This window comes from Mangrovactinospora gilvigrisea (assembly GCF_001879105.1).
In the GTDB taxonomy this organism is placed as follows: Bacteria; Actinomycetota; Actinomycetes; order Streptomycetales; family Streptomycetaceae; genus Mangrovactinospora; species Mangrovactinospora gilvigrisea.
Map to the genome: position 1 here is coordinate 1 of NZ_MLCF01000013.1, position 24945 is coordinate 24945.

A 24945-nucleotide genomic window follows, 5' to 3' on the forward strand; every position below is an offset into this window, starting at 1 on the left:
ACCCACCGAGGGCCCGCGAGTACGTGACGCCTTCTTCATGAAGCTGATCCTGGCTCCCGCCACCGGGATCACCGACCGCCTCGCGCTGATCAACAACCAGCGCCGCCACTACCTCAACCACATGCGGCAACTGCAACGCCAGGACGCCGCCACCGATCCGGGGAACCGAGTCGCTCATCTGCTGATGGAAGGCGCCATGCTGCACCTGCAGGCAGATCTCGACTGGCTGGAGCGCTGTCAGGAGGATCTTGAATGAGACGCCAGGAGCCGATCGGTCCGGCCCCCACCGACCACGGCCCCCAGCCCCTGCTGCGGGTAGCCGACCTGGTCAAGAGCCACCACAGCGGCCCCACCACCACCCCCGCCGTCCGCCGACTGGACCTGACGGTCAACAGCGGCGACTTCATTGCCATCATGGGGCCCTCCGGCGCCGGCAAATCCAGCCTTCTGCACCTGCTCGGCGGACTCGAACGCCCCGACAGCGGCCGCATATGGTTCCAAGGACGCCGCGTCGAGACCCTGAGCGAAGCCCACTGGGCCATGCTGCGCCGCCACCACATCGGCATCGTCTTCCAGTTCTTCAACCTGGTCAGCACCATGACGGTCGCGGACAACATCGAACTGCCCGCCCTGCTGGCCGGAGCCTCCCCCCGCCAAGCCCGCGCCCGCGCCCGCGATCTGATGAACGAACTCGGCCTTACCGACAAAGCCCGCGCCACCCCCACCGCCCTCTCCGGTGGCGAGCAGCAGCGCGTCGCCCTCGCCCGCGCCCTGGCCAACGAACCCGCCCTGCTGCTGGCCGACGAGCCCACCGGCAACCTCGACAGCCGCAACACCCGCGAGGTACTGCGCCTGCTCACCCGCTTCCACGCCGTGGGTCGCACCATCATCCTGGTCACCCACGACGCGCGCGTCGCCGCCATCGCCGACCGCGTGCTGAACATCTCCGACGGCGACATCATCGACGACGCCGAACTGGGCACCACCGGCCCCGGCCCCCGCACCACGGTCGCCGACATCGTTGAGCTGAAGGGCTGACGCACCGTGCGTGCACTCCCGCGCCTGATCGTTGTCGATCTCCGCGCCTACCGCGGTCAAGCCATCCTCATCGTCCTGATCACCGCCGCCATCACCGCCGCCCTGGTGCTCGCCAGCGCCGTCACCGTCAGCGCCACCGCGCCCTGGCAACGCACCTTCCGGCAATCGCACGCCGCCCACATCTGGATCCACACCACCCCCGGCACCTCCGCCACCAGCCTGGCCCACCTGCCCGGTGTCGTGACCGTGGCCGGCCCCTACCCGACCATTTCCACCACCCTCATCCACGCCGGACACAGCGTCCCCCTGGAACTGCGCGGCGTCGCCGGCACCCCGGCCGTCTCCCGCCCCCTGGTCCGCTCCGGCAAATGGCTGTCCCCCCAAACCCCCGACGGCATCGTCCTCGAGCGCTCCCTGGCCCGCTCCCTCTGGACGGGGACCGGTGACCACCTCACCGTCCGCGGCGCCGACGGCACCCCCCACACCCTGCGCGTCGTCGGTGTCGCCGACACCGCCGACCAGGCCTCCTACCCCGCCACCAGCCCCGGACTTGCCTGGATCCAACCCGCCGAACTCCAGCGCATCGAACCCTCGGCCGCCCGCACCAACCACGCCATCGGACTGCGCCTGACCGACCCGGCCGCCACCGACTTCATGGCGCAACGCGCGGTCACCCAACTGGGCAGCGACCACGTCACCCGCGTGACCACCTGGCAAGAGGTCCGCACCGAAATGGAGGTCGACAACCGCCTGCTGGGCGTCCTGCTCGGCGTCTTCGGCCTCGCCGCGCTCGCCGCCGTCGCCCTGGGCATCGCCGGCGCGGTCGGCGCCCGCGTCCGCGCCTACCTCCGCGACATCGCCATCCTCAAGGCCATCGGCGTCACGCCCGCCCAGGTCATTCAGATCTTTCTGATCGAGCACAGCCTGCTCGCCCTGCTCGGTATCGCCGCCGGCATCACGGCAACCGAAATGACCGGCCCGCACCTGCCCGGACTCTTCGGCGATGCCATGACCGTGTGGGACGCTCAACCCAGTCACCTGGCACTGCTCCTCGTCGGCGGCCTCGGCGCCCTGCTCGCCATCGCCCTGGCCACCGCGCTGCCCGCCTGGCGCGCCGGACAGGTCGCCCCGATCCCCACCGTCCGCATCGCCACCCCCGGCAGCGCCATGTCCTACCCCGCTCGCCTGGCCCTGCTGCTACGTCTGCCCCCGGCACTGATCCTCGGCGGCCGCGACGCCCTGCACCACCCCACCCGCGCAGCCCTGACCATCGGCCGGCTCGCGGTCACCATGGTCTTGCTGACCATCGCCCTCGGCGGCTGGAGCACCGTCAGCGACCTGCGCGCCCACCCCGAACGCGTCGGCGTCGCCACCTCCATGACCGCCCGCCCCACCACCACCCTGCCCGAGACCACCACCCGCCAACTCCTTGACGCCAACCCCGACATCACCGCCAGCTACCCCGGCGTCGAAACCCAGGCCCTCATCCCCGGCCAGACCTCCACCATCACCCTGCGGGCGCTTGGCACCAGCAACCAGCCCTACCCCTACGCGATCGCCGCCGGCCGCCGCATCACCAACCCCGACGAAGCCGTCGCCGGCCAACGCCTGCTGGACATCCTCCACATCAAGGTCGGCGACTGGATCCGCATCACCGTCAACGGCACCCCGCACATCTTCCACATCGTGGGCCGCAGCATCGAACTCGACCACAACGGCGCCGTCCTGTCGGCCGGACTGGACTCCCTCACCCGCCCCGGCCAGCCCCTCAACCCCCAGTACTACGCCCTGACCTTGCGCCCCCATGCCTCCCCGGAAGCCGTTCGCACCGCCATCACCACCGCCTCCCACCACCGATTGGACGTCGAACCCGTTGCCAACCCCGCGGATGCGCTCGGCTCCATCCGCATCCTGTCCATCGGGCTGATGATCGTCCTCGTGCTGATCGCCGTCGCCGAACTGATCACCGCCACCACCAGCGGCATCCGCGAACACCAACGCAACCTCGGCGCGCTGCGGGCGATCGGCCTCACCCCCCGTCAGGTCACCGCGGTGCTGGTGACCAGCACATCCCTGCTCGCCCTCGCCGGCACCCTGCTCGGCGCCCTCCTGGGCGCAGCCGCCTGGAGCATCGTCGCCGACGCACTCGGCCGAGCCAGCGGCATCGGCACCAACGTCGCCCGGCTGCCCACCTGGCCCACGCTGCTGACGGTGTGTGCCGCCGCCGTCGCCCTTGCGGCCGCCGTCGCTGCCCTTCCCGCCACCCGTGCTGCGCGCGCCCCGGCCACCCAGACCCTGCGCACCGCGGCCTAGCGGCCTCGGGAACGCCGGAGGCTACCGGTGCGTCCTGTTCGACAAACCGCCGTGTCCTCAAGGCCACCCGCCCCAACCTGCGCGGCAGAAACGGGGGAACCATGTCCCAGCCCTCACCGATCACCCGGGAAGTCCTCTGGCGGCTGAGCCGGCCCCTGTCTCACCCCGAGGGCCGCATCCGGCTGGCCGACGACGACGCCGTCACCATCCACCAGGACCTCGCCGCCTGGGAGCACTGCTGCGGCTGCCACGCCTCCAACGACACCTCTGCCGCCACCCCTGCGGGATCATCCGCCGCACCCTAGCTCCACCTTGATCCAAGCCGGCGGGCCCGCCCCGAAGACTCGGAGCGGGCCCGCTGGATGGTGCTGTGTCAGTTGGCGGCCTTGCGGCGGCGCGCCGCAAACCAGGCCAGGCCGCCGCCGACCACGACCAGCGCAGCCGCGCCGCCCGCGATCATCGGGGTCTGCGAGCTCGCACCGGTCTCGGCCAGCCCCGTGCCGTTGCCGCCGTTGGAGGAGGGCGCCGGCGCCGCGGATGCGGAGGAGGACCCGGTCGGCTCAGGCTTGGTCGTCGGCTTCGACGACGGCACGGCCGTGGGCTGCGAGGACGGCTTCGAGGTCGGCTTGCCGGTCGGCTTGGTCGTCGGCTTCGACGACGGCGTCGGCTTGGTCGTCGGCCCCGAGATGTCGTAGGTGTACTTGCCCGACTTGGTGTTGTTGTCCGGGTAGACGTCGGTGTCGTCGGAGGCGATCGACACGCTGACATCCTGCGACTTGCCGCTGAACCAGGTCTGCAGCGCGACCTCGCCCATCTTGGAGGTCGGCGCCAACTGCGCCATCCCCAGCACCACCTTGTGAGCGCTGTAGGACTTGACCGTCCAGCCCGGTGCTTCCTTGGCATTGGGCTTGCCGAAGGAGATGTTGCGCTTGCCGGTGACCGTCATGGTCACGTTGTGCGCGGTCGAGCCGTTGCCGTACCCGTTGTTGCCGTAGTTGATCTGGAAGCCGTGCTGCACGGCACCGGTGTTGCCGTCGACGGTGACGATCCACGGCAGCTGGGCCGTCAGATCCACACCCTCGCCGCCGTCGGCGAACGCCGAGCCGGCACCGGCCAGCTGGGCCAGACCGAGGCCGCCCGCGACAGCGGCAACGGCGGTGAACTTCTTCAGACGTGCGTTCATGGGACTACTGGAGCCTTCCCCCGGTGGGACACAAGGGCGGTCGCGACGCGACAGTGCGGCGCGCCCTACCCCCGCATGGACGAATAAATCGCATGTAAGCACGTCAAGGGCCGTCACAGGCGCCTCAGAAGCGATCTCCTGCCCAACGTTTATTCAACTGTGCCCGCCCGTTCGATTCGTGATCACGATGACGTAGCAGTGGTTCTCGTGGTCACGTCAAATGCGTTTCCGTGGCGGCTAGTTGACTACTGGCCAGTGCCAATGCCGTGATTGGCGGCCACCTATGCCCCCGAATACGGCCGCTCTGGCGATAGCTCGGACCCGTCGCAACGGCCCGTCACGAACGGGCGCCACCGCAACCGGCACACCTCCGCCGCATCCCCCCGGTGGTGCGTCCCCTGTCCCTGCACGGTGCAGGGTGCGTCACCGCACCCGCGTTCGACAGACAGCGTTCACCGCATCTGATAAGTGTCTAGACGGAACTGTTGTGGCTGGCCAAGCGTCCTTGGCCACGGCTGACCGATGAGCCGAGACGGGGGATGGCGAATGAGAAGTCGGAGAGCAGCCGCGCTTGCGGTGGGGATAGCCGCCGCTGTGCTGATGGTCGCAGGCTGCGGCGAGGGATCAGGCGCGGCCAAGGCGTCCGTCTCCAGCTCCCCCTCAGGCAATGCGGCACGTCCGGCGGCCGCCGAACTGACCGCCACCGCCGAGAAGACCCTGCACACCGAGGCGGACGCGCTCTACGGCGCCGCAGCAAAGATCCCCAGCTTCGGCAAGCGCCGCACCTCACTGATCGGGGTGGGCGACAGTGAAATGTCGGGGGAGGGCCTGGGCCACTACGCCGCGGGCACCGACGGCCCCGCCAACTACTGCCACCGTTCGTCGAGCGCGGCCATCAACCACACGGGCCTGGATGTCGATACCGTCTACGACTTGGCGTGCTCCGGCGCCACCAGTGCAGATGTCCGCGCCGGAGCCAAGGCGCAGTATGCCGATCAGCGGCCCCAGGCCGAGACGCTGGCGATCCGCGCTCGATTGACGCGCGTGAAGGCCGTCGCCCTGATGGTGGGGGCCAACGATGTCAACTACGGCTCGGTGATGGCCGACTGCGTCACCCGGGCACTGCGCTTTAAGCAGCCGTGCCAAAAGACTTACGGCCCGGGATGGAAGGCGCGGGTCGCGGCGAAGATGCCCTCGGTGGCGGCATCGGTGCGCAGCATCCAAAAGGTCATGCACGATGCCGGCTATCTCCCCGGGGACTACCGCCTGGTGGTGATGAGCTACCCCTCGCCCCTGGGGCCGGGCACCCACGGCAGCGGCACCGGCTGCCTTGCCTACTCCTCGGACGGCAAGTGGGCGCGGGATACCGCAGACCCGGTGCTGTCGGCCGGACTGCGCGGCGTGGCGCAGCAGACAGGGGCGGGCTTCCTCGATCTGTCGAAGGCGTTCCTCGGGCACGAGGCGTGCTCAACGAAGCCGTGGGTCCGCGGCGTTCAGTTGGAGTTGAAGAACCGCAACAGCATGGCGGCCGGCTCCTACCATCCGAATGCGACCGGGCACCGGATGATCGCCAGGTGCTTGGGAGCCTACTTCGCGGCTGCCAAGGCCGACGGCGTGTGCACGGCGTCGGGAACGGCCGTGCGCCTGAGTTGACGGTGTGTCGCCACGCGGCGCGAACCTAGTTAGCCTTGCGGAAGGCCTCGACGACCTCGGCGGCGATGCGGCCACGCGCGTTGACCTTGTACCCGTGTTCCGCGGCCCAGGCGCGGATTGCCGCGGTGTCGGACGCGGCCGGGGCCTTCGGTGTGATCTTGCGGCCCCCGACACGGCGGGCGTTGTCGATCCATTCCTGGACCGACTCGCTGAGAGCCTTCTGATGCTGATCGTTCAAGTCGATCTCATAGTCGACGCCCTGGTAGCCGAACCGGATTGTTCCCGATGCGACGGACCCGTCGATATCGTCGACGAGAATGGTTTTGACCTGCTGCGCCATCGTGTTACCCCCTTGCATAGTTTTGAGGTCCTCGGTGGGGGAATTGTATCCGACCAGGTCGACCTGGGGTCCAGTGGAAGGGGTCGCTTCCGGGGACGCGAGAGCAACGGCCCGCTGCGGTGCACCACCTCGTTGCGCAGCGGCAAGACCCGTGTCGTCGCTGGTGGAAGCGGTGGCCGGAGGCTTCTTGGAGCATATCGGGCAGACGGCGCCAACCGCGCCGGAGTCTGTGGACCGGAATGGAACACTGCAGCGTTCGCAAACGGTTATTGCCCTGGAGGTGCTTTCCCGAGAGTCTGGCATGTCCTGGGCGGAAGGCGCGTCAACGGTGCGGCAGGAACATTGTGCGCACACGCATCCACCATCGGCGGGAGAGTAGCAGTTCTGACAGTAGCACAGGCACCCGCCCTCGCCATCAAAGTGCTCTGTATCGTGCCGCATCGCGCCCCTCACTCGTCTTTAATGGAAGACGATAGACCGCACCCCGGGGCCTCGTGAACGGTACGCCGGGTTGAGGAGGGCGAGCACCGCAGACCGTCCCTGCGGCGGGCACCTCCCAGGAAGGCGCGGACCGCCCAAAAGGGTCCTTCGGGACGCGGGGCGCACGACAACGGCGCCCCACCGCGAAGGCAGAGGGACGCCGATGCTTTTCGGCACCTGCTCAGGAGGTGACGTTGCCGTGATGGAAGGTCAGGCGGTGGGACCGGGGTGAACGGTCCGCGTTCTTGCGGCCGCGCTGCTCCTTGCGTGCCTTGCGCACCTCGCGCAGCAGTCGCTGCTCGTCGGCCTCCTGGATCAGCTCAGCGGCGCGGAGGCGGAACATCTCGACGTTGGTGCCGGCGGTCGCATCGACGAACATCTGGGGGTCACTCCCTTTCTGGCTCTGTCCTGGTAACCCCTAATCTCCTCTCTAAGGGGGGTGCCGGACATCGGGAGAGTTCCTCATCTTCCCAGGCCGAGGGGTCCTTAGACGCATCGCAATGATGGACATCGCCGCCTTAGACACCGCTGAGGGCCTTAGGAGTCCCTAGGCGGCGCGGGTTGCGTCGCCCGACGCCACTCGGGTTGGCCGCAGGTGTCTGCGGCCGACCGTCAGATGCGGCATGGGATGATCGCCCCGAATGCTGCGAGCCGGAGCAGACCGATCTGGTGGGGGCGTGAGGTGCCGTACAACAACCTGGTCCCCGGCCACTACAACATGGCCGGGCGGCTCGCGGCCGAGCTGGTCGCCGAGCAGCTGGACGAGCTGGTGACGTTCATCGCCTCGCCGCCCGCCACCGCCCGCGGACTCGCCGCCCGGCTGCGCTACCTGGCCGGCACGCGCGGCAGCGAGGCGCTGCGCCGGGCCGGTGTCGCCGTCACCCCCCGCACGCTGGCCCGCTGGCGGGCCGGCAGCCAGCGGCCCACCCCGGCCAACCGGGCCCGCGTCGACCTCGCCTACCGCACCCTGCGGCGCCGCAACGTCGCCGACCACCTCGCCCGCCGGCTGGGGCGGGCCGGCCGCGGCACCCAGGTGGAGATCCACCCCGGCGACACCAGCGGCGTCGACCCCCGGCACCAGCGCGCCGGGGTGGCGGGCTTCCGCCGGGTGACGGTGCGTCACTGGGAGGGCATCGTCGACGCGTGGGCCGTCGGCGACCTGGATGAGCTGCGCGGCGAGGTCGAGGACGCGGTCCTGGAGCCGCTCGGCTCCGACTGGGGCGCCTACGAGTACAGCACCGGTGTCGGCTTCGCCGCCTGAGGAGTCCGCCGCCGGATCCCCTCTGTGAGAACCGGCGGCCTGCGCAACCCCTCCATCCGCGTCGCGGCTTAGGCCTCCACGGGCGCGGCGCGCAGGCGGACCGGCAGGGCCTGGTGGCCGTTGGAGATGAAGGACTCCAGCGGCTTCAGCTCCGATGCTGCCAAAGCGAGGTGGAGTTGGGGGAAGCGTGCGAACAGGGCCGGCAGGGCGACGCGGGCCTCGATGCGGGCCAGTTCCGCGCCGAGGCAGTAGTGGGTGCCGAAGCCGAACGCGAGATGCTCGCGGCGGGTCGGGCGGGTCACATCGAAGGCGTCGGCGTTGGGGCCGTGGATGCCGGGGTCGCGGCCGGCCGCGGCAAAGTGGATCAGGAGTGGCTCGCCGCGGCGGAAGGTGGCGCCGGTGGATGTGTCGTGGATGTCCTCGACGGCGTAGCGCAGCGGGATGCTGGCGATCGGCGCCTGGTGACGCAGGCTCTCTTCGATCGCATCGTTCCAGCTCGCCTTCTCCTGCTGCACCAACGCCAGTTGGTCGGGGTGAGTGAGCAGGTTGACGATGCTGTGGCCGAGCAGGTTCACGGTGGTTTCGTGCCCGGCGCCGATCAGCAGGAAGATGCTGTCGAGGAGCTCTTGGTCGCTGAGCTTGGTGCCGGTCTCGTCATCGTGCGCAGCGATCAGTGCGCTGGTGACGTCGTCGCCGGGGTCCGCACGGCGGGCCTGGACGACCTGGGCGAGCAGCGCATAGGCGGTCTGGGCGTGCACGGCCGCCTGGTCGGCGGGGATATCGGTGGCGAAGACACCGGTCAGCGCTTCCCGGAAGGCGTCGTGGAGATCCTCGGGGACGCCGAGGAGGGTGTTGACGACGGCCAGGGGCAGCATGAACGTGAAGCGCGCGCGCAGGTCGATGATGCCGTCGGCCGTCGGGGCGGCATCGACAGCGTCGAGCAGGCCGCCGGTCAGGACTTCGATCGTGGGGAGCAGGGCGCGGACGCGCCGCGCGGTGAAGGCCGTGCCGATCAGGCGGCGCAGGCGGGTGTGCTCGGACCCGTAGGCGGTCAGCGCGTTGCGGACATCGACCCAGACGCGCAGCGGCCATTCGGCCGGGACCTGGCCGTCGATGTAGTCCGGCCAGTGCTGGTAGGCGTCTTTGGACACGCGCGGATCGGTGAGCAGACGCTTGATCAGGCCGGGGTCGGTCACCGACCAGGCGGTGACGCCGCCGGGCATCTGGACCTGGACCGCAGGGCCCTGGGCGCGCAGCAGGTCGGCTTCGCCGTGGATGTCGGAGGCGGAGCCGTCGAGGTGGAAGGGGCAGCCGGGAGCGGGGGATGAGGGGGTGGCCATGGTGAGGACTCCCTGGGGGCGGTGCCGCGGTGACGGCTACAGCGGGTTGCGGGATGTGGTGAAGGTGACGGGCAACGATGCCCACCCGGACAGGAAGGTGGCGGGGCGTCGTTGCAAGGTCTGCCGGGGAACGGCGAGGACGAGATCGGGAAGGCGGTCCAGGATCCGTTCGACTGCGGTCTCGGCGATGATCCGGGCCAGATCCGGGGCGGGGCAGCCGTGCACGCCGGCGCTGAAGGCCAGGTGGGCGCGATTGCCGATGCGCTGCTCGGCGGAGGCGGCGAGCGCGGGGTCGGCATTGGCCGCGGCGAAGGAGACCAGGATGGGCACACCGGGTTCCAAGGCGATGCCCTCGTAGGTTTCGGGGCGGCGTGGATACAGCGGGCAGTAGTTGGCGACCGGAGGGTCTTCCCACAGGACGTGGTCCAGGGCTTCGCTGACAGGTTGCACGCCGTCGTAGACGTTGCCGCCGAAGCGGTCGTCGTCGATCAGCAGCAGCAGGGCATTGGCGATCAGGTTGGTGCAGGGCAGGCTGCCGGCGCCGATCAGCAGCATGTACTGCTGGCTCATCTCTTCATCGGTCAGCTCTTCTGGGTGGCCGATGAGCCACGAGGCCAGGTCGGCGCTGGGCTGGCCGCGTTTGAGGTGGGTCAGTTGCAGGCAGGTGGCGGACAGTTCGGCATTGGCGGCGGCGGCATCCTCGGCGGCATCAAAGAGCTTGTCGAGGTTGACCACGATCCGCTGGGTCAATTGGGGCGGGCAGCCGAGCAGGTCGACAAGGACCAGGGTGGGCAGCGCGCCGGCGAAGTCGGTGACCAGGTCGGCCTGGCCGCGTGCGGCGAACGTGTCGATGAGGTGGTCGGCGATGCGGGTGATGGTCGCGGTCAGCGCATGGGTGTCGACCAGATCGACGCTGTCGGTGATGGTGCGGCGCAGACGGGCGTGGGAGGCGCCATCCATCCATAGGGCGTTGTCCCGCGGCATCATCATCGGAATCGCCGGGCTGTCCTTGGGCAGGCGGCGCTGCTGCAGGTCTCGCCAGTGGCGCGGGTCCTTGGCGAACAGGTCGGGGGTATTGCGCAGCAGGTGCAGGGCGGCCCGGTAGGTGGTGGTCATCTGCCCGTACACATGGGGGGCGATCTCCACCGGTGCGATCGGGCCGGCCGCGCGCAGCGCTTGGTAGGTGGCGCGGGGGTCGGCGTTGTACTGCGGGCCGTGGATGGGGATCGGCTGGGCCGGGGCCGCCGCGGGGGAGGGGGAGACGCCTGCGTGGGGGCAGCCTGCGGAGGGGGCGGCGTGTCGGGCGGTCATGGGATGGGCTCCGGGTCGAGGGTCAAAAGGTGCTCCACCAGGCGCACCAGCGCATCGCGGGAGCTGCCGCGCTCGCGTGCGTCGCACACGACCAGGGGGGTTTGCGCCGGCAGGTCCATGGCTTCGCGCAACGCGGCTTCGGGGTAGTCGGGGGCGTCGGGGAAGCGGTTGACGGCCACGGCGTAGGGCAGGTCGAGCCGCTCCATCTCGCTCATGACGGGATAGCTGGCCTCCAGGCGGCGGGTGTCGGCCAGCACCAGCGCTCCCAAGGCGCCGCGGGCCAGGTCTTGCAGGACTGACTTGAACCGCGGTTGGCCGGGTGCCCCGAACAGATACAGCACCAGGCCGCCTGCCAGCGACAGACGGCCGAAGTCCATGGCCACGGTGGTTTCGGTCTTGTTCGGCAGGCCGCGCAGGTCGTCGGAGGCGACGCTGGCGGTGGTCATGACCTCTTCGGTGCGCAGCGGTGCGATGTCCGACAGCGTGCCGACGTAGGTCGTCTTGCCGACGCCGAACGGCCCCGCGATCACCACCTTGATAGCGGTCTCGTCGCCCCCCAGATGGGTGCCGGCGGCGGGATCACAGTGCGCGGAGTCCACGGAGCAGTGCCTCCAAAAGCGGTCGGTCGTTTCGGGGGTGAAGGGCGGGGCTGGGGGCGCGGCTGGTGATGTGGCCGCTGTCCATCAGGTCGGCGAGCACGATCCGCAGCACACTCATCGGCAGTTGGAGATAGGCGCTGATCTCGGCCACGGACAGTGCTCCGGGCCGGCACAGCTGCAGGACCGCCCGCCCTTCGGGGGACAGCAGGGCATGGGGCGCGTCCCGTTGCGCGATGATCAATGTGACGTGGTCGAAGTGGTTGCGGCTGGGGGCCGAGCGGCCCTCGGTGACGACATAGGGCCGTACCAGGCCTCGGTCCCGGTCGCGCCGGGGCGGGTTCACCGTGTGGCCTGCGCGGTGTCCCGGGCCGCAAGGTGCATCTCCTTGCCGAGCCGGTCAATGGTCTTGTCCATCGCGAAGACCACGGCTTCAAGATCGGCGCCACGCTCGGTGGAAACCGCCAGGTAAGTGCTGCGGCCCGCGGCCATCACGATGATGTAGCCGTCGGCGTACTGAATCATCGTCTGCTCCCAGGGCGCGGCCTGGCAGTTGGCGAACTCGGCGGCCTGACGGCTCAGCGCCTGCATCCCCGAGACCGCGGCCGCGAGGCGGTCGGCCATGTCCCGGTCGACGCCGCGGGAGGCGGCGGCCGTCAGGCCATCGGCGGACAGCAGCAGGGCGCGATGCACACGGGGCAGCCGCAGGATGTTTTCATCCAGGATCCAGCCGAGGCCGCCGAGGGGGGTGCCGGGAGTCGTCATGGGGCGGAGTTCCTCTCATCGTGGGATCCGTCGGGGCTCGTCGGCGAGGGGCGGCGGCGGGCGAACGCGGCGACGCCGGCGAGCGGATCGGTGGGCCGGCGAATCCCGGGATCGGCCTCATCGGTCGCCTGATGGTCGGGTCGATGGCGGCGGCGCTGCGGAAGCCCGTCGGCGCGCACCGCGAAACCGCCGGAGGATTCGGCGACGGGCTCGGGCTCCGCGGGACGCGGGGCGGGCACCTGCGGCGCGGGGCTGGGGGCGACCGGCTCGGCCGGTGCAGAGGTGACCATGGGAGCCTCGGTGTGGGCGGCGGCCTGGTCCGCAGCGGGGGCGAAGGCCTGGTGCGGCTCGGCGGCCGCCATGGGCGTGGCCGGCGTCAGCAGGGCGCGGGGCAAGAAGATGGTGGCCCTGGCCCCGCCGTAGGGGGAGCCCTCCTCTACCGATGCGCGGAAGCCGTAGCGGTGTGCCAGCACGCCGACTGCCGCCAGCCCGAACCGTGGCGGGTTGCGCAGCGAGGTCAGCCGCATCGGCTGCGAGCCGTCCAGCAGCTTCGCCGCCAGCGCCAGGTCTTCCGGCTTCAGGCCGACGCCGGCGTCGTCGATGGTGATGGTGGCGCCGTTGTGCCCGTTCTTGAACTTCACCTCCACATCCGAGCCTGGCTCGGAGTGACGGGCCGCGTTGTCCAGGAGTTCGGCGACCGCCAGCACCACCGGCTCCACCGCCTGGCTGGCCACCGCCAACGGCAGGTCATTGGAGACGGTGACGCGCTGATAGTCGCGGATGCGCGAGATTCCGCCGCGCACCACATCCATCAGCGGCGCCGGCACCCGCTGCCGGCCCGGCCACGAGCCGGTCAGGATGGCGATGACCTGCGCGCGACGGCCCAGTTGGCTGCTGGCATGGTCGATTGCCAGCGCATCACGCAGCACCGCCTGGTCGTGGTGCCCGTCCAACAGGGCCAAAACGGCGCCCTGCTGCTCGTTGACCAGGGCCTGCAGCGCGCGGGTGACCGTGCGCACCGCGGCCTGGGCGGCATCCTCGGCGCGCTGTGCGGCCTGGTCGGCAACGCTCAGCGCCAGCGCCATCACCTGCTGCTCGGCCTGAGCGAAGGCGGAGCCGGCCAGAGCCGCAGACATGGGCTCCGTCTGGGGGTCGGCCGCTTGGCCGTGCCACAAGCGGGTGATCAGGTCCGGGAGCACCTGCTGAGCCAGGTGGCTCAGTTCGGCGTCCCGATCGGTGACGGCGCGCTCCAACTCCACACGGCGCACCTCTTGCAGGGCGCGATGCTGCTCGAGTTCACGCCGCTGGGAGCGCTGGCGCACCAGCAGGACGCAGGCAACCACGAGGGCCACGGTGACGAGGTAGAAGGCTGGGTCGGTGACGGGTGAGCTCATTGCTCCTCGGGGGTGGGGCAGCGGCCCTGACCAAGCGGTGGGGGATCAGGGGGCGGGGGAGAGGGCGAGTGGGGGAGCTTCCAGGTCCGGCATGTGATCAGTCGTCAGGCGATTGATCGTTACGTTTATCAGACCAACTCAAGCGGGAACCCAGAATTCCGCTGATTGTCACATGCCAACTTTCAGGCGTCTATACGCAGAGATCGCCGATGTCGCACCCCTGCGGCATCGCCACAGCTGAGTGGCCCAACACCCAACAAACATGGCCGGGTTGGGCCGCCGCGCCCGATGCCTGCCGGCCGCCCCGCCGATACCCGTGCGGGCCGTCGAAGAGCCGGCCGCCGGACTAGGCGTCGCGTTTCATGCGATCCAGCACGAAGACCCCGACGATGGCAGCGAACATGATCGCGCCCGAGGCAATGACCGACTGGGGATCCTTGAGGTTCAGGGGCGCGAAGACATCGGTGTCGGTGGAGCCGATGATAGTGAGCAGGACGGGGATGGCGCCGAACCAGGAGCCGACGGCCAGGGTGGCGATCTGCAGAGATTCGACGGTCTTGCGCTTCATCAAACGTTCCTTGCCGGTAGTGCTGTGCTGGGTCCGTCAAGCCCCCGCGCCGGAGCATGCCGGGCGCTGATGAGGGCTCGTGCTGCCTGGGCTCGAGGTGGCAGTCTTTCCTTCCGGTACGCGTCCTGTTGCAACATCGCTACGGCCGTGGCGTGGTCTTCCTGCCGTGATGCAGTCGTGCGTCTATACTCCGGAAGTGTCTAGACGTAGTGGATCGGCTGAGGATACCGCGCACCCCTCAGATCACACCTGGCGCTCCCTCAGCCCTCCCGCGCTGCGAGAAGTGAGGGAATGTGCGATGACGCCGTCACCGAACCGGTCCCACCGCCCGCCGTACCCCGCGCCCAGCAGACCGGTTGCGCACCGCGCGCGGTCCACCACCTAGCACGTCGACCGCTGCATGCGGCCCTTGGCGACACCCACCACGCCAACCGACCGGGCCTCAACTCGCAGCCTGCCAGCCCCGTGGCCTACGCCCGTCTTCGACGGCACGCAGCCGGCCGTCATCCCTCCCGGGCCGCCACGGCGCACGGAACCACCGCAGCTCCCCCTGCATGCTGCAGCCCCCGGCAGTAGCCACGCCTGAAGAGAAGGCATCCCCCTCGTGAACAAGACCATCCCCTTGGCGAATGGCCTGCGCACCGACCACCCCGTCCCCGACCTCCCGTTCGTCGACGACTCCCACCTTCCCCTCGAAGATCCCACCAGCCTCCAAGCGCTCGGCCGCACTGCCGATGCCACCACCTGGGGCCGCGCCGACCTGCAACGCGCCACCGGCGCCTGGCTGGCCTTCACCACCGAACCCACCCGCCCCCACCTGGCCTGGGCCGTCCGCCACCACCCCAACCACGGCACGACCGTGCTGCTGATACGCGAGCAGGACGCCAGCTCGATGCACACCCAGTGGGCAGACGAGGCCCTGCTGTTCCGCGCCGGCGGCTACTGGTGGGATGGAGCCACCTGGTATCGCCCCGGCCAGGTCTGGGACAGCACCTGCGGGAGCTACGCCCGCCGCCCGGTCGCCTCCGCCACCACGGTCTACGCCGCCGACCTCGTGGCAGACGGAGACCTCGCCCAAGGCCGCATCCACCCCCTCGACGCCTTCGAGGACCCCGATGCCGGCGCGAGCCCGAACTGGCTCGACGATCTCGCCCTGTGGGCCGACGTTCGCAGCCAACGCGACGCCAAGCCGCACCTGAGCGGATGCGTCGTGCGCCTGGCCGCACCGGAACTGACCGACAATCAGCTCATTGCGGAGCACGAGTTCGCCCAGATCGGCGGCATCGACGTCAGCGATCTGGATGCCCACCTCGCCGACACCACCAGCGATGTGCCCCTGCCGCAAGCCACCCTCGCCGGACACCACTGGTGGTCCCAGCCCGTGGTTGGCGACTGGGCCGAACGCCGCCGCCGAAACCCCGACAGCCTCGTCCAGGTCATCGCCGAACAGACCTCGCCCTCCGCGCCGGGCCCCGCCGAGCAGCACAACCGGCTGAGAGTCCTGTTCGCCTCCCGGCTGTGGCAATCGCACCTCCACCGAGGGACCTGGTCCGCCGACTACCCCAGCATCGAGGCCGTCGACGAGGTGGCCGCCGGCCTGGCGGCCGACGCCATGGCAGACCTGGCGGGAACTCTCCCCGTCCAGGACCTGGCCGCAACCGTACAAAGCGCCATCGTCAACGAACTGGTCACCCACGAACGCCTCCTGCGCGACGCGGAGACGGGCCAGTTCACCGAGGTGAGCAGCTTCGACATGGCACCAGCTGTCTCCAGAATCCTCGATTGGCTGATCCGCCATCAACCCGCCGCCGCCGCCAAAGCCATCAGCCAGGCCATCGGCGAGGCCGCCCGCGGTCGCGGCATCCCCGACGCCTGCAGCGCCCGCGTCATCAGCCAATCCCTGCACGTCAGCAAACTCGACCGTCAGGTCCTTCGGGACTACCTCGAAAGGGTCCTGCCACCGGCCGGGATCCGGCAGGAACTCGGCTCCTGCCCGGCCTAAGGGCAAAGAAGGTGCACTCCTGCCGTCTGACCTGGCGTGCGGTTGAGTTCCGATCACGGACGTCACAGGATGTCGACGGAACGGCCGCACACCTGTCCTGACCAGCAGCCGGAAGGCGTGCACCGGGCAGGATGAGCGGCGCAGCACCCACGAACCACTGCCGCACCCACGGGGGATTCACCGCATGGCCACCTCCAGCATGTTCCGCATCGCCGGCGCCGCCGCCACCGCAGCGCTGCTCGCCGCCGGCGTCACCGCCTGCGGCTCCGCCGGCGCCAAGACCTCCGCCGGCCACACCGCCGCCACGCCGCAGCCCACCGCCAGCACACAGTCCGCCGGCAGCCCCGGCAGCCCCGGCGCCGGGATGTCCCTGGACGGCATCAAACTGCCCGCCACCCTGCCCACCGGCATCAAGGACGTCGGCACCTGGAACTGGAACAACTGGCACGGCTGGGCCAAGCAGGCCTTCGCCAACAAGCGCATCGACGGCTTTTGGACGCCCACCCGAATGGCCGCCGCCAAGGACAACGCGCTGCGCGTCAACGCCGACGACCTCGCCAGCGGCGGGTCCAAGACCACCGAAACCCCCGCCCCCGTCCTCGCCCACAAGGCGCCCCGCCCCTACACCGCCGGCTACGCGGTGGTCGGCAAGCTGTACGGCAACAGCCCGCAGGGCGCCTACGTCTGCTCCGCCACCGTCGTGCAAGACCCCGCACACCCCGGCAAGAGCAACCTGGTGTGGACCGCCGGGCACTGCGCGGCCGGCGGCAAGGGCAAGGGCTGGTACCGCAACCTGGTCTTCGTCCCCGCCTACAACAGCAACGGCAAGACCACCGACCAGACCAAGCTGACCAACAGCAAGGGCCTGGCCCCCTACGGCTACTGGTGGGCCAACGCCGCCACCACCACCCGGCAGTGGTTCACCGCGGGTGACGAGCGCGGCGGGCAGACCCAGTACGACTACGCACTGCTGAAGGTCGTCCCGCCCAAGGGGACGACCAAGTCGCTGCAGGAGACGGTCGGCGGCGCGATGCCGATGTGGTTCAACGCCCCGCACGACGTCGCGAAGATCACCGCCATGGGCTACCCCGCCGCCTTCCCCTACAGCGGCACCGACCTCTACCACTGCGACGGCAAGCCGGGCGATCTGTCCCAGGACCCGGCCGCGCCGGCCGACTACCGGATCGGCTGCACCATGACCGGCGGCTCCTCCGGCGGCGGCTGGTTCGCCAAGCGGCCCGACGGCTCGCTGGCCCTGGTCAGCAACACCTCCATCGGCCCGGTGGTGCCGGTCTGGCTGGCCGGCCCCCGGCTGGGCACCGTCGCCCAGAGCATGTTCACCGACTTCGACCGCCGCATCACCGGCTGACACCAGCCCCGGCCAGACCCCGCGAAACCCACCACCCGCGGGGTCCAGACCCGGCCGCGCCGTGGGCACGCGCCCGACCCGACGGCAATCGCTCATCCCTCATCCGCGGTCCAGGCCACGTCCAGGCCGGCCGTGCCGGCCGCAGGTGGTCGCCGCCTGGATGGTCTGAGGCGGCAGCACCGAAGCACGTCGAGGGCACTCGACGCCTCACCTGCCTCAAGAGGCATGGGTTGAGTTATCATAAGTGGACTTACGATAAGAGCATGCCTGCGCATGCTCTGAGAGGTGGGTCCAATGCGAGAGCTGCCGCGTCCGGTCGAGATGTTCGATCGGGACCGCGAGTGGGCAGCGCTGTCCCGGTTCGCCACCGACGACGGTGCGGGCGCCACGCTCGGCGTCGTCTCCGGTCGCCGCCGTCAGGGCAAGACCTTCCTGCTGCGCGCACTCTGCCAGGCCGCCGGCGGCTTCTACTTCGCCGCCGAGGAGGCCACCGACGCCGAATCGCTGCGCCAAATCGGCGCCGCGATCGCAGGCCACCTCAATGCTCCCGCGCCGCTCGCCCTCGATGACTGGCACCAGGTCATCGACGCCCTCCTCGCCCTTGGACGCAAGGGCCCCATCCCGGTCGTCATCGACGAGTTCCCCTACCTCGTCCGCGCCAACTCGCGTCTGCCCTCGATCATCCAAAGCGCCCTTGCCCCGCTGCGGGCCGAACGCGACGAGAGCCGCAGCCGCCTGTTGCTGTGCGGATCAGCCATGTCGTTCATGGGCAAGCTGCTGGCCGGGAACGCACCGCTGCGTGGCCGTGCGGGGCTGGAACTCATCGTGCCCACGTTGGATCATCAACGCGCCGCCCAGTTCTGGGAGATCGACGATCCGATCACCGCGTTGAAGGTCAATGCGATCGTCGGCGGCACCCCTGCCTACCGCAAGGAATTCGCCCGCGACGACACGCCCGACAGCCCCGACGACTTCGACGCCTGGGTGCTGCGCACCGTGCTGTCGCCGACCAGCCCGCTGTTCCGCGAGGCCCGCTACCTGCTCGCCGATGAGCCGGAACTGCACGACGCCGCCCTCTACCACTCCGTGCTGGCCGCGATCGCCGCCGGCAACGCCAACCGCGGCGGCATCGCCTCCTACCTGGGCCGCAAGTCCGGCGACCTCGCCCACCCGCTGACCGTCCTGGAGGACTGCGGCCTGATCACCCGTGAGCCGGACGCCTTCAAGGACAACCGCACCCAATTTCGCATCAACGAACCCCTGGTGACCTTCTACCACGCGATCATGCGGCCCATCTGGTCCGACCTGGAGCACACCCGCGACGCGCAGCCCCTGTGGCAGCGCGCCCAGCGGCGCTTCACCAGCAACATTCTCGGCCCGCACCTGGAACAACTCTGCCGACAATGGACCCGCCACCAGGCCCCCGACGACCTGTTCGCCGACCATCCCTTCCGGGTCGCCTCCGCCGTCGTCAACGACCCGGCCAACCGCACCAGCCACGAACTCGACATCGCCGCCTTCGGCCTGGACGATGACGGCCGCTCCCCGCTGCTGGCCATCGGCGAGGTCAAATGGGGCGAGATCATGGGGATCGGCCACCTCGAACGCCTCGCACACATCCGCGGTCTCCTGACCGCCCAGGGCCGCCGCGGTGCCGCCGAGGCCCGCCTGGCTTGCTACAGCGCCGCGGGCTTTAGCGATCAGTTGCGGGAGCGGGCCGACAAGGATCCCGGCATTGTCCTGGTGGAGGCGTCCGACCTCTACCGCTGACCGCGTTCGTGGGCAGACGCTCCGTCAGCTCGGTATCTGCTCATGTGTACCGAGACGTGGTGTGCTCCAGCTGTCGCCGGAGCTCTGCCCGCCGTGCTCGTCACCCTGAGCGTCCGCGACACCCTGGACCCGCAACCTCCTGGGCCGCATGCCCCACGACGATGCCCAGCGTCTGGTACCCGAGGGCAGCACGGGCAGCGATGCCCGGATTCGCGGCGCCAGGCTCACCACGGGGCGCAACCGGACCTCACGGGGGAGGCGTCTTGTCCGGTGGCGCACGGGACGCACGGGGGCGGTGACGGCATGTCCCAGGCAAGGCCTGATGGCGGACGCGACTGCCCTGCCGGCCGCGACGTATGCGGCACGGCGACACCATCGCCACCCTGCTGACGTGCCCTTACCCCTCGCCCGCAGCAAGTCCTTGCGCCCCATCGCCGCCAGCTGACCGGACATCACGAATCGGGGGATTCATGATTGACCAGCAGTGCGCCATGCCGGACCCAGACCAAGCAGACACCCTCACGGAGTTCGTCACCCTGCTCGGTGATCTGCGTGCGTGGGCGGGCGGGCCCTCCTACCGCATCCTGGCCAAGCGAATCGGGCCGATGATGAAGCCTCCGCGCATCGTCGCCCCATCGACGGTCGTGGATGCCTTTCGCAGTGGGCGCCGACGCCTGGACCTGGATCTTGTGATCGCGATAGTCCGGGCCCTGGGCGGGGACGGGCCGATGGTGGCCCACTGGCGCGCCGCATGCCTGAGGGTGCATGCGCAGGCCCAAGCCACCGGCCGTCCGACGGTCCTTCAGCAACTCCCCAGAGATCTGCCGACGTTCACCGGCCGCCATGAGGCGCTGCGACGTCTGATGGCGGCTGCCGCATCCACCGGATCGGACTCCGGCGCCGCGACGGTGCTGGTGGTGGAGGGCACCGCCGGCATCGGCAAGACCCAACTGGTCCTTCATGCCGCCCATGCGCTCCTGCGCTCCGGGCGCTGCAGCGACGCCCAACTGTATGTGAACCTGCGCGGCTTCGATCCCGAACGCGCCCCCATGGATCCCTCCGACGTCCTCGAGGTGTTCCTTCGCGCGCTGGGTGTTCCGGGGCCGCGTCTGCCGGCGGGCGTTGAGGAGCGAGCCGCGATGTTCCGCGACCGCATGACCGGCCGCAACGCACTCATCGTGCTGGACAACGCCGCCAACGAGGAACAGATCACCGATCTGATCCCGGCCGATCCGGGCTGCACCGTGCTGGTCACCAGCCGCCGCAGCCTGGCCGGGCTGGACGGCTCCACGCCCCTGATCCTGGACGCCTTCTCCACCGACGAGGCACTGCAACTGCTTGCGGTGATCGCCGGGCAGGAGCGGATCGCCGCCGAACCCGATGCCGCCCGCAAGGTCGCCCACCTGTGCGGCAGGCATCCCCTGGCGCTTGCGCTAGCAGCCGCCCAACTCCGCTCGCGCCCCACCTGGCCCCTCGCGGCCCTGGCAGACCGCCTCACTGCTGGCGGAACCGACGCCGTCACGGCCGGAAACCGAGCCCTGCGGCCCGTCCTCGATCTGTCCTACAACGCCCTGCACCCCCCTGCCCAGCGCATGTTCCGCCTCCTTGGACTGCACCCCGGCGACACCTTCACCGTGGAGGCGGCCGCCTCCCTGGCCGCAACCGACCCAGCCGAGGCCGAGAACCTGCTGTGGCAACTCCTGGACGAGCACCTGCTGAAGGCCACCTCCCAGGACCGCTACGAAATCCACGACCTCCTTCGGCGCTACGCCGCCGACCAACAAGCCACCCACAGCGCCTCAGACCACCAAGCGGCCCGGCAGCGCCTGAGAGATCACTACCTGCACACCGCCCATCAGGCTGCCCGCACTCAGTTCCCCCACCGCGACCCGATCCTCATCCCGTTGCCCAAGCCCCCCACGGCCACGACACCGATCACCGACGCGGCCACGGCAGCCGCCTGGTTCGACGCCGAAAGCGCCGTCCTGCATCACCTGACCGCCACCGCCGTCGACACCGACCCGGCCGCCTCCTGGCAGCTTGCCTGGACGCTGATCGGACACCTCATCAAGACCTCACGCTTCCAACAACTCCTGGAGCAGCAGACCCTGGCCCTGCAAGCGGCGAGCCGCCTTGGGCACCGGCGCGCCCAGGCCTATGCCTTGGAGCGCCGGGCGGACAGCAAGGTGCGCCTGGATGACGTCGACGGCGCCAAAGCGGACTTCCAGCAGGTGATCGCCATCGACGAGGAACTGGGCGACCACCAGCACAAGGCGCGGGCCTTGAACGGTCTGGCGGAGGCACGCTCGCAATGCGGCGATCACGCCGGATGCGAGACGTACGCGAGGCAGGCCCTGGAGGTGTACCAAACCCGCCAGGTGGACTGTGAAGCAGGCCGCGCCCAAAGCCTCAACCTCATCGGCTGGAGCATGATGCACCTGGGCCGGGCCGATGAAGCCGTCGAGGTATGCAGGGACTCCCTCGCCATCTTCGAGCAGATCGACGACCTGTGGGGACGCGCCACCGTGCTGGACAGTCTCGCCCGGGCCTACCGCACCCTGGACCGCTACCCCGAGGCGATCTCCACCTACCGGGACGCTCTCGACCTGCGCCTGCAGTTCGACGCGCCCGAGCTCACCGCGAAGACGCTGCTCTACCTCGGCGACCTCCACCAGGACCTCGGCGATCTTGCGGCCGCCCGGAAGTCCTTCGAATGGGCCCTGTCGCAGGCCAGGGAGACATCCCCGTTCCTCACCGGCAAGGCCCGGCAACGCCTCGCCGACCTGCCGCAGGGCGCACCGCCTGGGCGCCAGGAGGTGGCTGTTGGCTAGAGCGAGAGGCCACCATCCCAGGGCCGGCCCCGACCGACACCGTCCATGCCAGCGTGCCGCCAGCCCCCGATCGGCCGGCCCCACCGACCACTCACCCCGCTGCACTCCGCAGATGAGGCGGTCTTCACCAGACACGGCCGCGCAGCGAGAATCCTTGTCCGTGGAAGATCGTGAACTGATCGCCGTCCGGCACGGCGAGAGCCTGTCCAATGTCCTGATGCCCCTCGCGGAGACGGCCGGATGGGAGACCGCCCCTGAGTTGCCCGCCAAGGATGCCGACGTGCCGCTCACCGAGCGGGGCATTGCCCAGGCCCGCCAGTTGGGACGGTTCCTGGCCGAGCCGGGCAATCGGCCCACGGCCGTGTTGAGCTCCCCCTTCGCCCGGGCCCGCGCCACCTGCCGGCATGCCGCGGAGGGTGCCACGGCCCAGGGCGTCGATCTGGCCGACGTCCGTATCGAACCGCGCGTGTCCGAACGGGACATGGGGGTGTTGCAGCTGCTGACGAGCACCGGCAAGCGCCGCCGCCATCCCCGCGAGCACGCCGGCTGGCAGCGTGAGGGCCTGCACTGCTATCGCCCCAGCGGTGGGGAGAACTTCGAGGATGTGATCGCGCGTGTCCGCCACCTGGTGGCGGAACTGCGCACGGGGACGCGTGGCGCCCGCGTCCTGGTGGTCACGCACGATGCGGTCGTGCTGGCCCTGCGGGCCCTCGCCGAGGGCCGCGGAATGACCGAGCTGGGTGGGATCCCCCTGGTGTCCAACTGCTCGGTCAGCCGCTGGCGCCTGGATGCCGACGGGCGGCTGCACTCTCGCGGCTACGGGCAGACCGGCCACCTGGTGGCGACACCGAGCTGACGGGCAGCCGGGTGACCGGTGGGCGGTCACGTGCTTCGCCCGCCGGGCCATCCGGGCGGGATGGCCGGTCGCGGACGGCAGCACCTCGATCCCGATCGGTCGACGGCCAAGCCCGGCCCAGACCTGCTCAACCTCTGCGCTGTGCAGGTGCTGCAGAGCCAGTCTGGTCCCTCACGGCCTCCTGGTGGCGCGTGAGCGCGGTCTGCTCAAGCACCCGGCGCAACTGCTCCCGATGCACCCCCAGCGTTTTGAGTGCATGACAGTTCGGGCACAGCGCGATCATATTGGCCGGCAGGTCCTCGCCCCCCAACGCCAGATCCTTCACATGATCCACCTGCAGAATCGGTTCACCCTTGGACGTGCGCTCCTCAGGATGCCCCGCACACGCGGGGCTCTCGCACCGCCCCCCACTACGCAAGATCGCCGCCGCGCGCGCCGCCTGACCGCGGACCAACCGATGGACACTCACCTGCCGACGATCCCGACCACGAAGCTGCACACTGCGTTCAGCCGCGCGCTGCAAACGGCGATAGGACTCCCGTGCCGCCCCAACCTCTGCGGAACCGACCGACTCAAGGTCCTCCGGTCGACACCCAGCCGCCTCATCCTCACACTCGACGCCGTGATCGACCGCGTCGCGCACCACCGCCGGCCAACTCTCGCGCATCGGCGACGACACCGTCGCCAAGATCCACACCAGCTCACGCCGCCATGCACCATCACTGCCCCGCCCCCACCGCACCCGCCGCTGCGCCACCACCACCCAGCGGTCAAACACCTGCCCACCCTCAGGCGTCGTACGCCAGTATCGCAGCGGCCGACCCGCAGCCTGATGCTGCGCCAGCAACGCATTGCCCCCAACCAGTTGCTGATCGCCCAAAGCCCCCTCCCCGACATAGGCAATCCACCCGGCACCCGGCCCCTCGCCGTCACCGCTTGCCGTCGAGCGGCTGTCAAAAATGCTCAAACCATCGGCCAAAGCACAGATCGCGCCCGACCTCGCACCCCCGTGATCCCGTGCAACAGCAGCACGGTCGGCAAACACCGCGCCCGGCAACGGCCGCAACGCATCGGCCCACCGACGCCCCAACAGCCGATCCAACCCCACCGCATCCAGTAACGAGTCCGGCACCGGCATGAAGTAGCGCAGCACCAGGCTCGCCGCAACCTCCGCCGCAACATCACGATCCGAGCGCACCAGGTCAAAGTCCGGACCGAGCAGACCACCGACGGGATCGACCTCATTGAGGGAGGTAACCGTGGGACGGCGCCCGCCACTGGTCATCGTGAGCCGATCCGCATCCATCACCTGCCACAGCCCATCACCCTGCAACGCCCAAAACGGATGACGGGCCCGTCCACACCGTCCTCCACCTCACCAAACTGCTCCAGCAGCGGAGCAAGAGCATCACGGGTGCAGGACCACGGGCGCAGCCGAGACCCACCCGCCACCGCCTGACCAAACGCCCACAACAACAGCAGTGGACGATGCTTGGCCACTCCCGACGTGCTCCGCCCCGAGCGCAAAGCACCCACCCGGACGGGAAAAGCGCGGTGCGCCGGCACCACCGTAAAGCCCACCCGCTCCAACCACGCGACCGCATGACCAAGCCCGCCGCTGAACTGCGACGGCCGCAACGCTCGTCCCGTCACATACTTGTGCGCCACCCCCGCGATCGCCTTGGAGTCATACTCCCTGCCCTGGTGCACCACGGTGTACTTCACTGCCGGCCGGAAGCCGTAGGCCGCCAGGAACGCCTCACGCCCCATGCGATCGTGTTCGGCCAGCGTCTGCAGCACCGCATCCTGTGTAATCCCACCCAGCTGCATGCCAGACACCGTAGGCGATGGCCTGCCTCACGAACGGGCACAGTC

Annotated in this window: 22 protein-coding genes and 1 pseudogene; 11 read left to right on the forward strand and 12 right to left on the reverse strand. The window is 69.8% G+C overall.

The annotated features are described in order from the left end of the window. The 4 genes and pseudogenes from BIV57_RS04180 to BIV57_RS24490 all read left to right on the forward strand — a co-directional run. Window positions 1-256: pseudogene (locus tag BIV57_RS04180) on the forward strand (PadR family transcriptional regulator); the annotation flags it as partial. Continuing rightward, entirely contained in the window at window positions 253-1038 is a 786-nt protein-coding gene (locus BIV57_RS04185; protein ID WP_071655268.1) for an ABC transporter ATP-binding protein, read from the forward strand. The pseudogene BIV57_RS04180 and the gene BIV57_RS04185, both read left to right, overlap by 4 nt. Window positions 1039-1044: 6 nt before the next feature. Beyond that, window positions 1045-3351: an FtsX-like permease family protein gene (locus tag BIV57_RS26325; protein ID WP_071655269.1), complete on the forward strand. Its 2307-nt coding sequence runs from the start codon at window positions 1045-1047 to the stop codon at window positions 3349-3351. Between the two features lie 101 nt (window positions 3352-3452). Beyond that, window positions 3453-3656: a hypothetical protein gene (locus BIV57_RS24490; protein WP_139275438.1), complete on the forward strand. Its 204-nt coding sequence runs from the start codon at window positions 3453-3455 to the stop codon at window positions 3654-3656. A gap of 68 nt (window positions 3657-3724) precedes the next feature. On the opposite strand, the gene BIV57_RS24885 is transcribed toward BIV57_RS24490, so the two are convergent. After that, window positions 3725-4534, reverse strand: coding sequence for a PT domain-containing protein (locus tag BIV57_RS24885; protein ID WP_071655270.1), 810 nt, complete (start codon window positions 4532-4534; stop codon window positions 3725-3727). A 600-nt stretch (window positions 4535-5134) separates the two neighbouring features. Between BIV57_RS24885 and BIV57_RS04200 the strand changes: the two genes are divergently transcribed. Further along, entirely contained in the window at window positions 5135-6187 is a 1053-nt protein-coding gene (locus BIV57_RS04200; RefSeq protein ID WP_245797420.1) for a GDSL-type esterase/lipase family protein, read from the forward strand. A gap of 25 nt (window positions 6188-6212) precedes the next feature. Here the strand turns inward: BIV57_RS04200 and BIV57_RS04205 are convergent, their stop codons facing one another. Next, window positions 6213-6527 (reverse strand): histone-like nucleoid-structuring protein Lsr2, encoded by a 315-nt coding sequence (locus BIV57_RS04205; RefSeq protein ID WP_071655290.1) that lies wholly within the window; start codon window positions 6525-6527, stop codon window positions 6213-6215. 661 nt (window positions 6528-7188) lie between these two features. Continuing rightward, the gene (locus BIV57_RS04210; protein ID WP_071655272.1) at window positions 7189-7386 is read right to left on the reverse strand and encodes a hypothetical protein; all 198 of its coding nucleotides are present in this window, start codon (window positions 7384-7386) and stop codon (window positions 7189-7191) included. Window positions 7387-7689: 303 nt separating this feature from the next. Here BIV57_RS04210 and BIV57_RS04215 point away from each other — a divergent pair, with 303 nt between their 5' ends. Further along, window positions 7690-8268: a transcriptional regulator gene (locus tag BIV57_RS04215; protein ID WP_071655273.1), complete on the forward strand. Its 579-nt coding sequence runs from the start codon at window positions 7690-7692 to the stop codon at window positions 8266-8268. Between the two features lie 68 nt (window positions 8269-8336). Here the strand turns inward: BIV57_RS04215 and BIV57_RS04220 are convergent, their stop codons facing one another. From BIV57_RS04220 to BIV57_RS04250, 7 genes are all read right to left on the reverse strand, one after another. After that, on the reverse strand, window positions 8337-9608 hold the full coding sequence (locus tag BIV57_RS04220; protein ID WP_071655274.1) for a cytochrome P450 family protein: 1272 nt from the start codon (window positions 9606-9608) through the stop codon (window positions 8337-8339). 36 nt (window positions 9609-9644) lie between these two features. Then, window positions 9645-10919: a cytochrome P450 family protein gene (locus tag BIV57_RS04225; RefSeq protein ID WP_071655275.1), complete on the reverse strand. Its 1275-nt coding sequence runs from the start codon at window positions 10917-10919 to the stop codon at window positions 9645-9647. After that, a complete protein-coding gene (locus tag BIV57_RS04230) occupies window positions 10916-11518 on the reverse strand; it encodes a GTP-binding protein (protein ID WP_071655276.1) in 603 nt (200 codons plus the stop codon). The genes BIV57_RS04225 and BIV57_RS04230 overlap by 4 nt, the downstream gene beginning before the upstream one ends. Further along, window positions 11499-11861, reverse strand: coding sequence for a DUF742 domain-containing protein (locus BIV57_RS04235; protein WP_071655277.1), 363 nt, complete (start codon window positions 11859-11861; stop codon window positions 11499-11501). Before BIV57_RS04235 ends, BIV57_RS04230 begins: the two co-directional genes overlap by 20 nt. Further along, the gene (locus tag BIV57_RS04240; RefSeq protein ID WP_071655278.1) at window positions 11858-12280 is read right to left on the reverse strand and encodes a roadblock/LC7 domain-containing protein; all 423 of its coding nucleotides are present in this window, start codon (window positions 12278-12280) and stop codon (window positions 11858-11860) included. The genes BIV57_RS04235 and BIV57_RS04240 overlap by 4 nt, the downstream gene beginning before the upstream one ends. Further along, window positions 12277-13674 carry an ATP-binding protein gene (locus BIV57_RS04245; RefSeq protein WP_071655279.1) on the reverse strand — a complete coding sequence of 466 codons (1398 nt, stop codon included), beginning with the start codon at window positions 13672-13674 and terminating at the stop codon, window positions 12277-12279. Before BIV57_RS04245 ends, BIV57_RS04240 begins: the two co-directional genes overlap by 4 nt. 346 nt (window positions 13675-14020) lie before the next feature. Beyond that, a complete protein-coding gene (locus BIV57_RS04250) occupies window positions 14021-14242 on the reverse strand; it encodes a hypothetical protein (protein WP_071655280.1) in 222 nt (73 codons plus the stop codon). A gap of 604 nt (window positions 14243-14846) precedes the next feature. On the opposite strand from BIV57_RS04250, the gene BIV57_RS04255 reads away from it, so the two are divergent. The 5 genes from BIV57_RS04255 (at window position 14847) to BIV57_RS04275 (ending at window position 23070) form a co-directional block, all read left to right on the forward strand. Continuing rightward, entirely contained in the window at window positions 14847-16244 is a 1398-nt protein-coding gene (locus tag BIV57_RS04255) for a hypothetical protein (RefSeq protein WP_071655281.1), read from the forward strand. A gap of 184 nt (window positions 16245-16428) precedes the next feature. Then, window positions 16429-17613 carry a trypsin-like serine peptidase gene (locus tag BIV57_RS04260; RefSeq protein WP_217651683.1) on the forward strand — a complete coding sequence of 395 codons (1185 nt, stop codon included), beginning with the start codon at window positions 16429-16431 and terminating at the stop codon, window positions 17611-17613. A 294-nt stretch (window positions 17614-17907) separates the two neighbouring features. Beyond that, window positions 17908-19383 (forward strand): AAA family ATPase, encoded by a 1476-nt coding sequence (locus BIV57_RS04265; RefSeq protein ID WP_175548656.1) that lies wholly within the window; start codon window positions 17908-17910, stop codon window positions 19381-19383. Between the two features lie 470 nt (window positions 19384-19853). Then, a complete protein-coding gene (locus BIV57_RS04270; protein WP_071655282.1) occupies window positions 19854-22214 on the forward strand; it encodes a tetratricopeptide repeat protein in 2361 nt (786 codons plus the stop codon). 160 nt (window positions 22215-22374) lie between these two features. Beyond that, entirely contained in the window at window positions 22375-23070 is a 696-nt protein-coding gene (locus BIV57_RS04275) for a histidine phosphatase family protein (protein ID WP_175548657.1), read from the forward strand. A gap of 127 nt (window positions 23071-23197) precedes the next feature. On the opposite strand, the gene BIV57_RS04280 is transcribed toward BIV57_RS04275, so the two are convergent. Next, window positions 23198-24376, reverse strand: a complete 1179-nt coding sequence (locus BIV57_RS04280; protein ID WP_272868239.1) for an HNH endonuclease — start codon at window positions 24374-24376, stop codon at window positions 23198-23200. Then, window positions 24376-24900 (reverse strand): ScoMcrA-related endonuclease, encoded by a 525-nt coding sequence (locus BIV57_RS25790; protein ID WP_071655285.1) that lies wholly within the window; start codon window positions 24898-24900, stop codon window positions 24376-24378. The genes BIV57_RS04280 and BIV57_RS25790 overlap by 1 nt, the downstream gene beginning before the upstream one ends. Between the last annotated feature and the right edge of the window lie 45 nt (window positions 24901-24945).

Coding starts and splice junctions, on each gene's coding strand:
- BIV57_RS04185 (WP_071655268.1), top strand. CDS start 253: ATGAGACGCCAGGAGCCGATCGGTCCGGCCCCCACCGACCACGGCCCC.
- BIV57_RS24490 (WP_139275438.1), top strand. CDS start 3,453: ATGTCCCAGCCCTCACCGATCACCCGGGAAGTCCTCTGGCGGCTGAGC.
- BIV57_RS24885 (WP_071655270.1), bottom strand. CDS start 4,534: ATGAACGCACGTCTGAAGAAGTTCACCGCCGTTGCCGCTGTCGCGGGC.
- BIV57_RS04200 (WP_245797420.1), top strand. CDS start 5,135: ATGGTCGCAGGCTGCGGCGAGGGATCAGGCGCGGCCAAGGCGTCCGTC.
- BIV57_RS04205 (WP_071655290.1), bottom strand. CDS start 6,527: ATGGCGCAGCAGGTCAAAACCATTCTCGTCGACGATATCGACGGGTCC.
- BIV57_RS04210 (WP_071655272.1), bottom strand. CDS start 7,386: ATGTTCGTCGATGCGACCGCCGGCACCAACGTCGAGATGTTCCGCCTC.
- BIV57_RS04220 (WP_071655274.1), bottom strand. CDS start 9,608: ATGGCCACCCCCTCATCCCCCGCTCCCGGCTGCCCCTTCCACCTCGAC.
- BIV57_RS04225 (WP_071655275.1), bottom strand. CDS start 10,919: ATGACCGCCCGACACGCCGCCCCCTCCGCAGGCTGCCCCCACGCAGGC.
- BIV57_RS04240 (WP_071655278.1), bottom strand. CDS start 12,280: ATGACGACTCCCGGCACCCCCCTCGGCGGCCTCGGCTGGATCCTGGAT.
- BIV57_RS04245 (WP_071655279.1), bottom strand. CDS start 13,674: ATGAGCTCACCCGTCACCGACCCAGCCTTCTACCTCGTCACCGTGGCC.
- BIV57_RS04250 (WP_071655280.1), bottom strand. CDS start 14,242: ATGAAGCGCAAGACCGTCGAATCTCTGCAGATCGCCACCCTGGCCGTC.
- BIV57_RS04260 (WP_217651683.1), top strand. CDS start 16,429: ATGGCCACCTCCAGCATGTTCCGCATCGCCGGCGCCGCCGCCACCGCA.
- BIV57_RS04265 (WP_175548656.1), top strand. CDS start 17,908: ATGCGAGAGCTGCCGCGTCCGGTCGAGATGTTCGATCGGGACCGCGAG.
- BIV57_RS04270 (WP_071655282.1), top strand. CDS start 19,854: ATGATTGACCAGCAGTGCGCCATGCCGGACCCAGACCAAGCAGACACC.
- BIV57_RS04280 (WP_272868239.1), bottom strand. CDS start 24,376: ATGGATGCGGATCGGCTCACGATGACCAGTGGCGGGCGCCGTCCCACG.
- BIV57_RS25790 (WP_071655285.1), bottom strand. CDS start 24,900: ATGCAGCTGGGTGGGATTACACAGGATGCGGTGCTGCAGACGCTGGCC.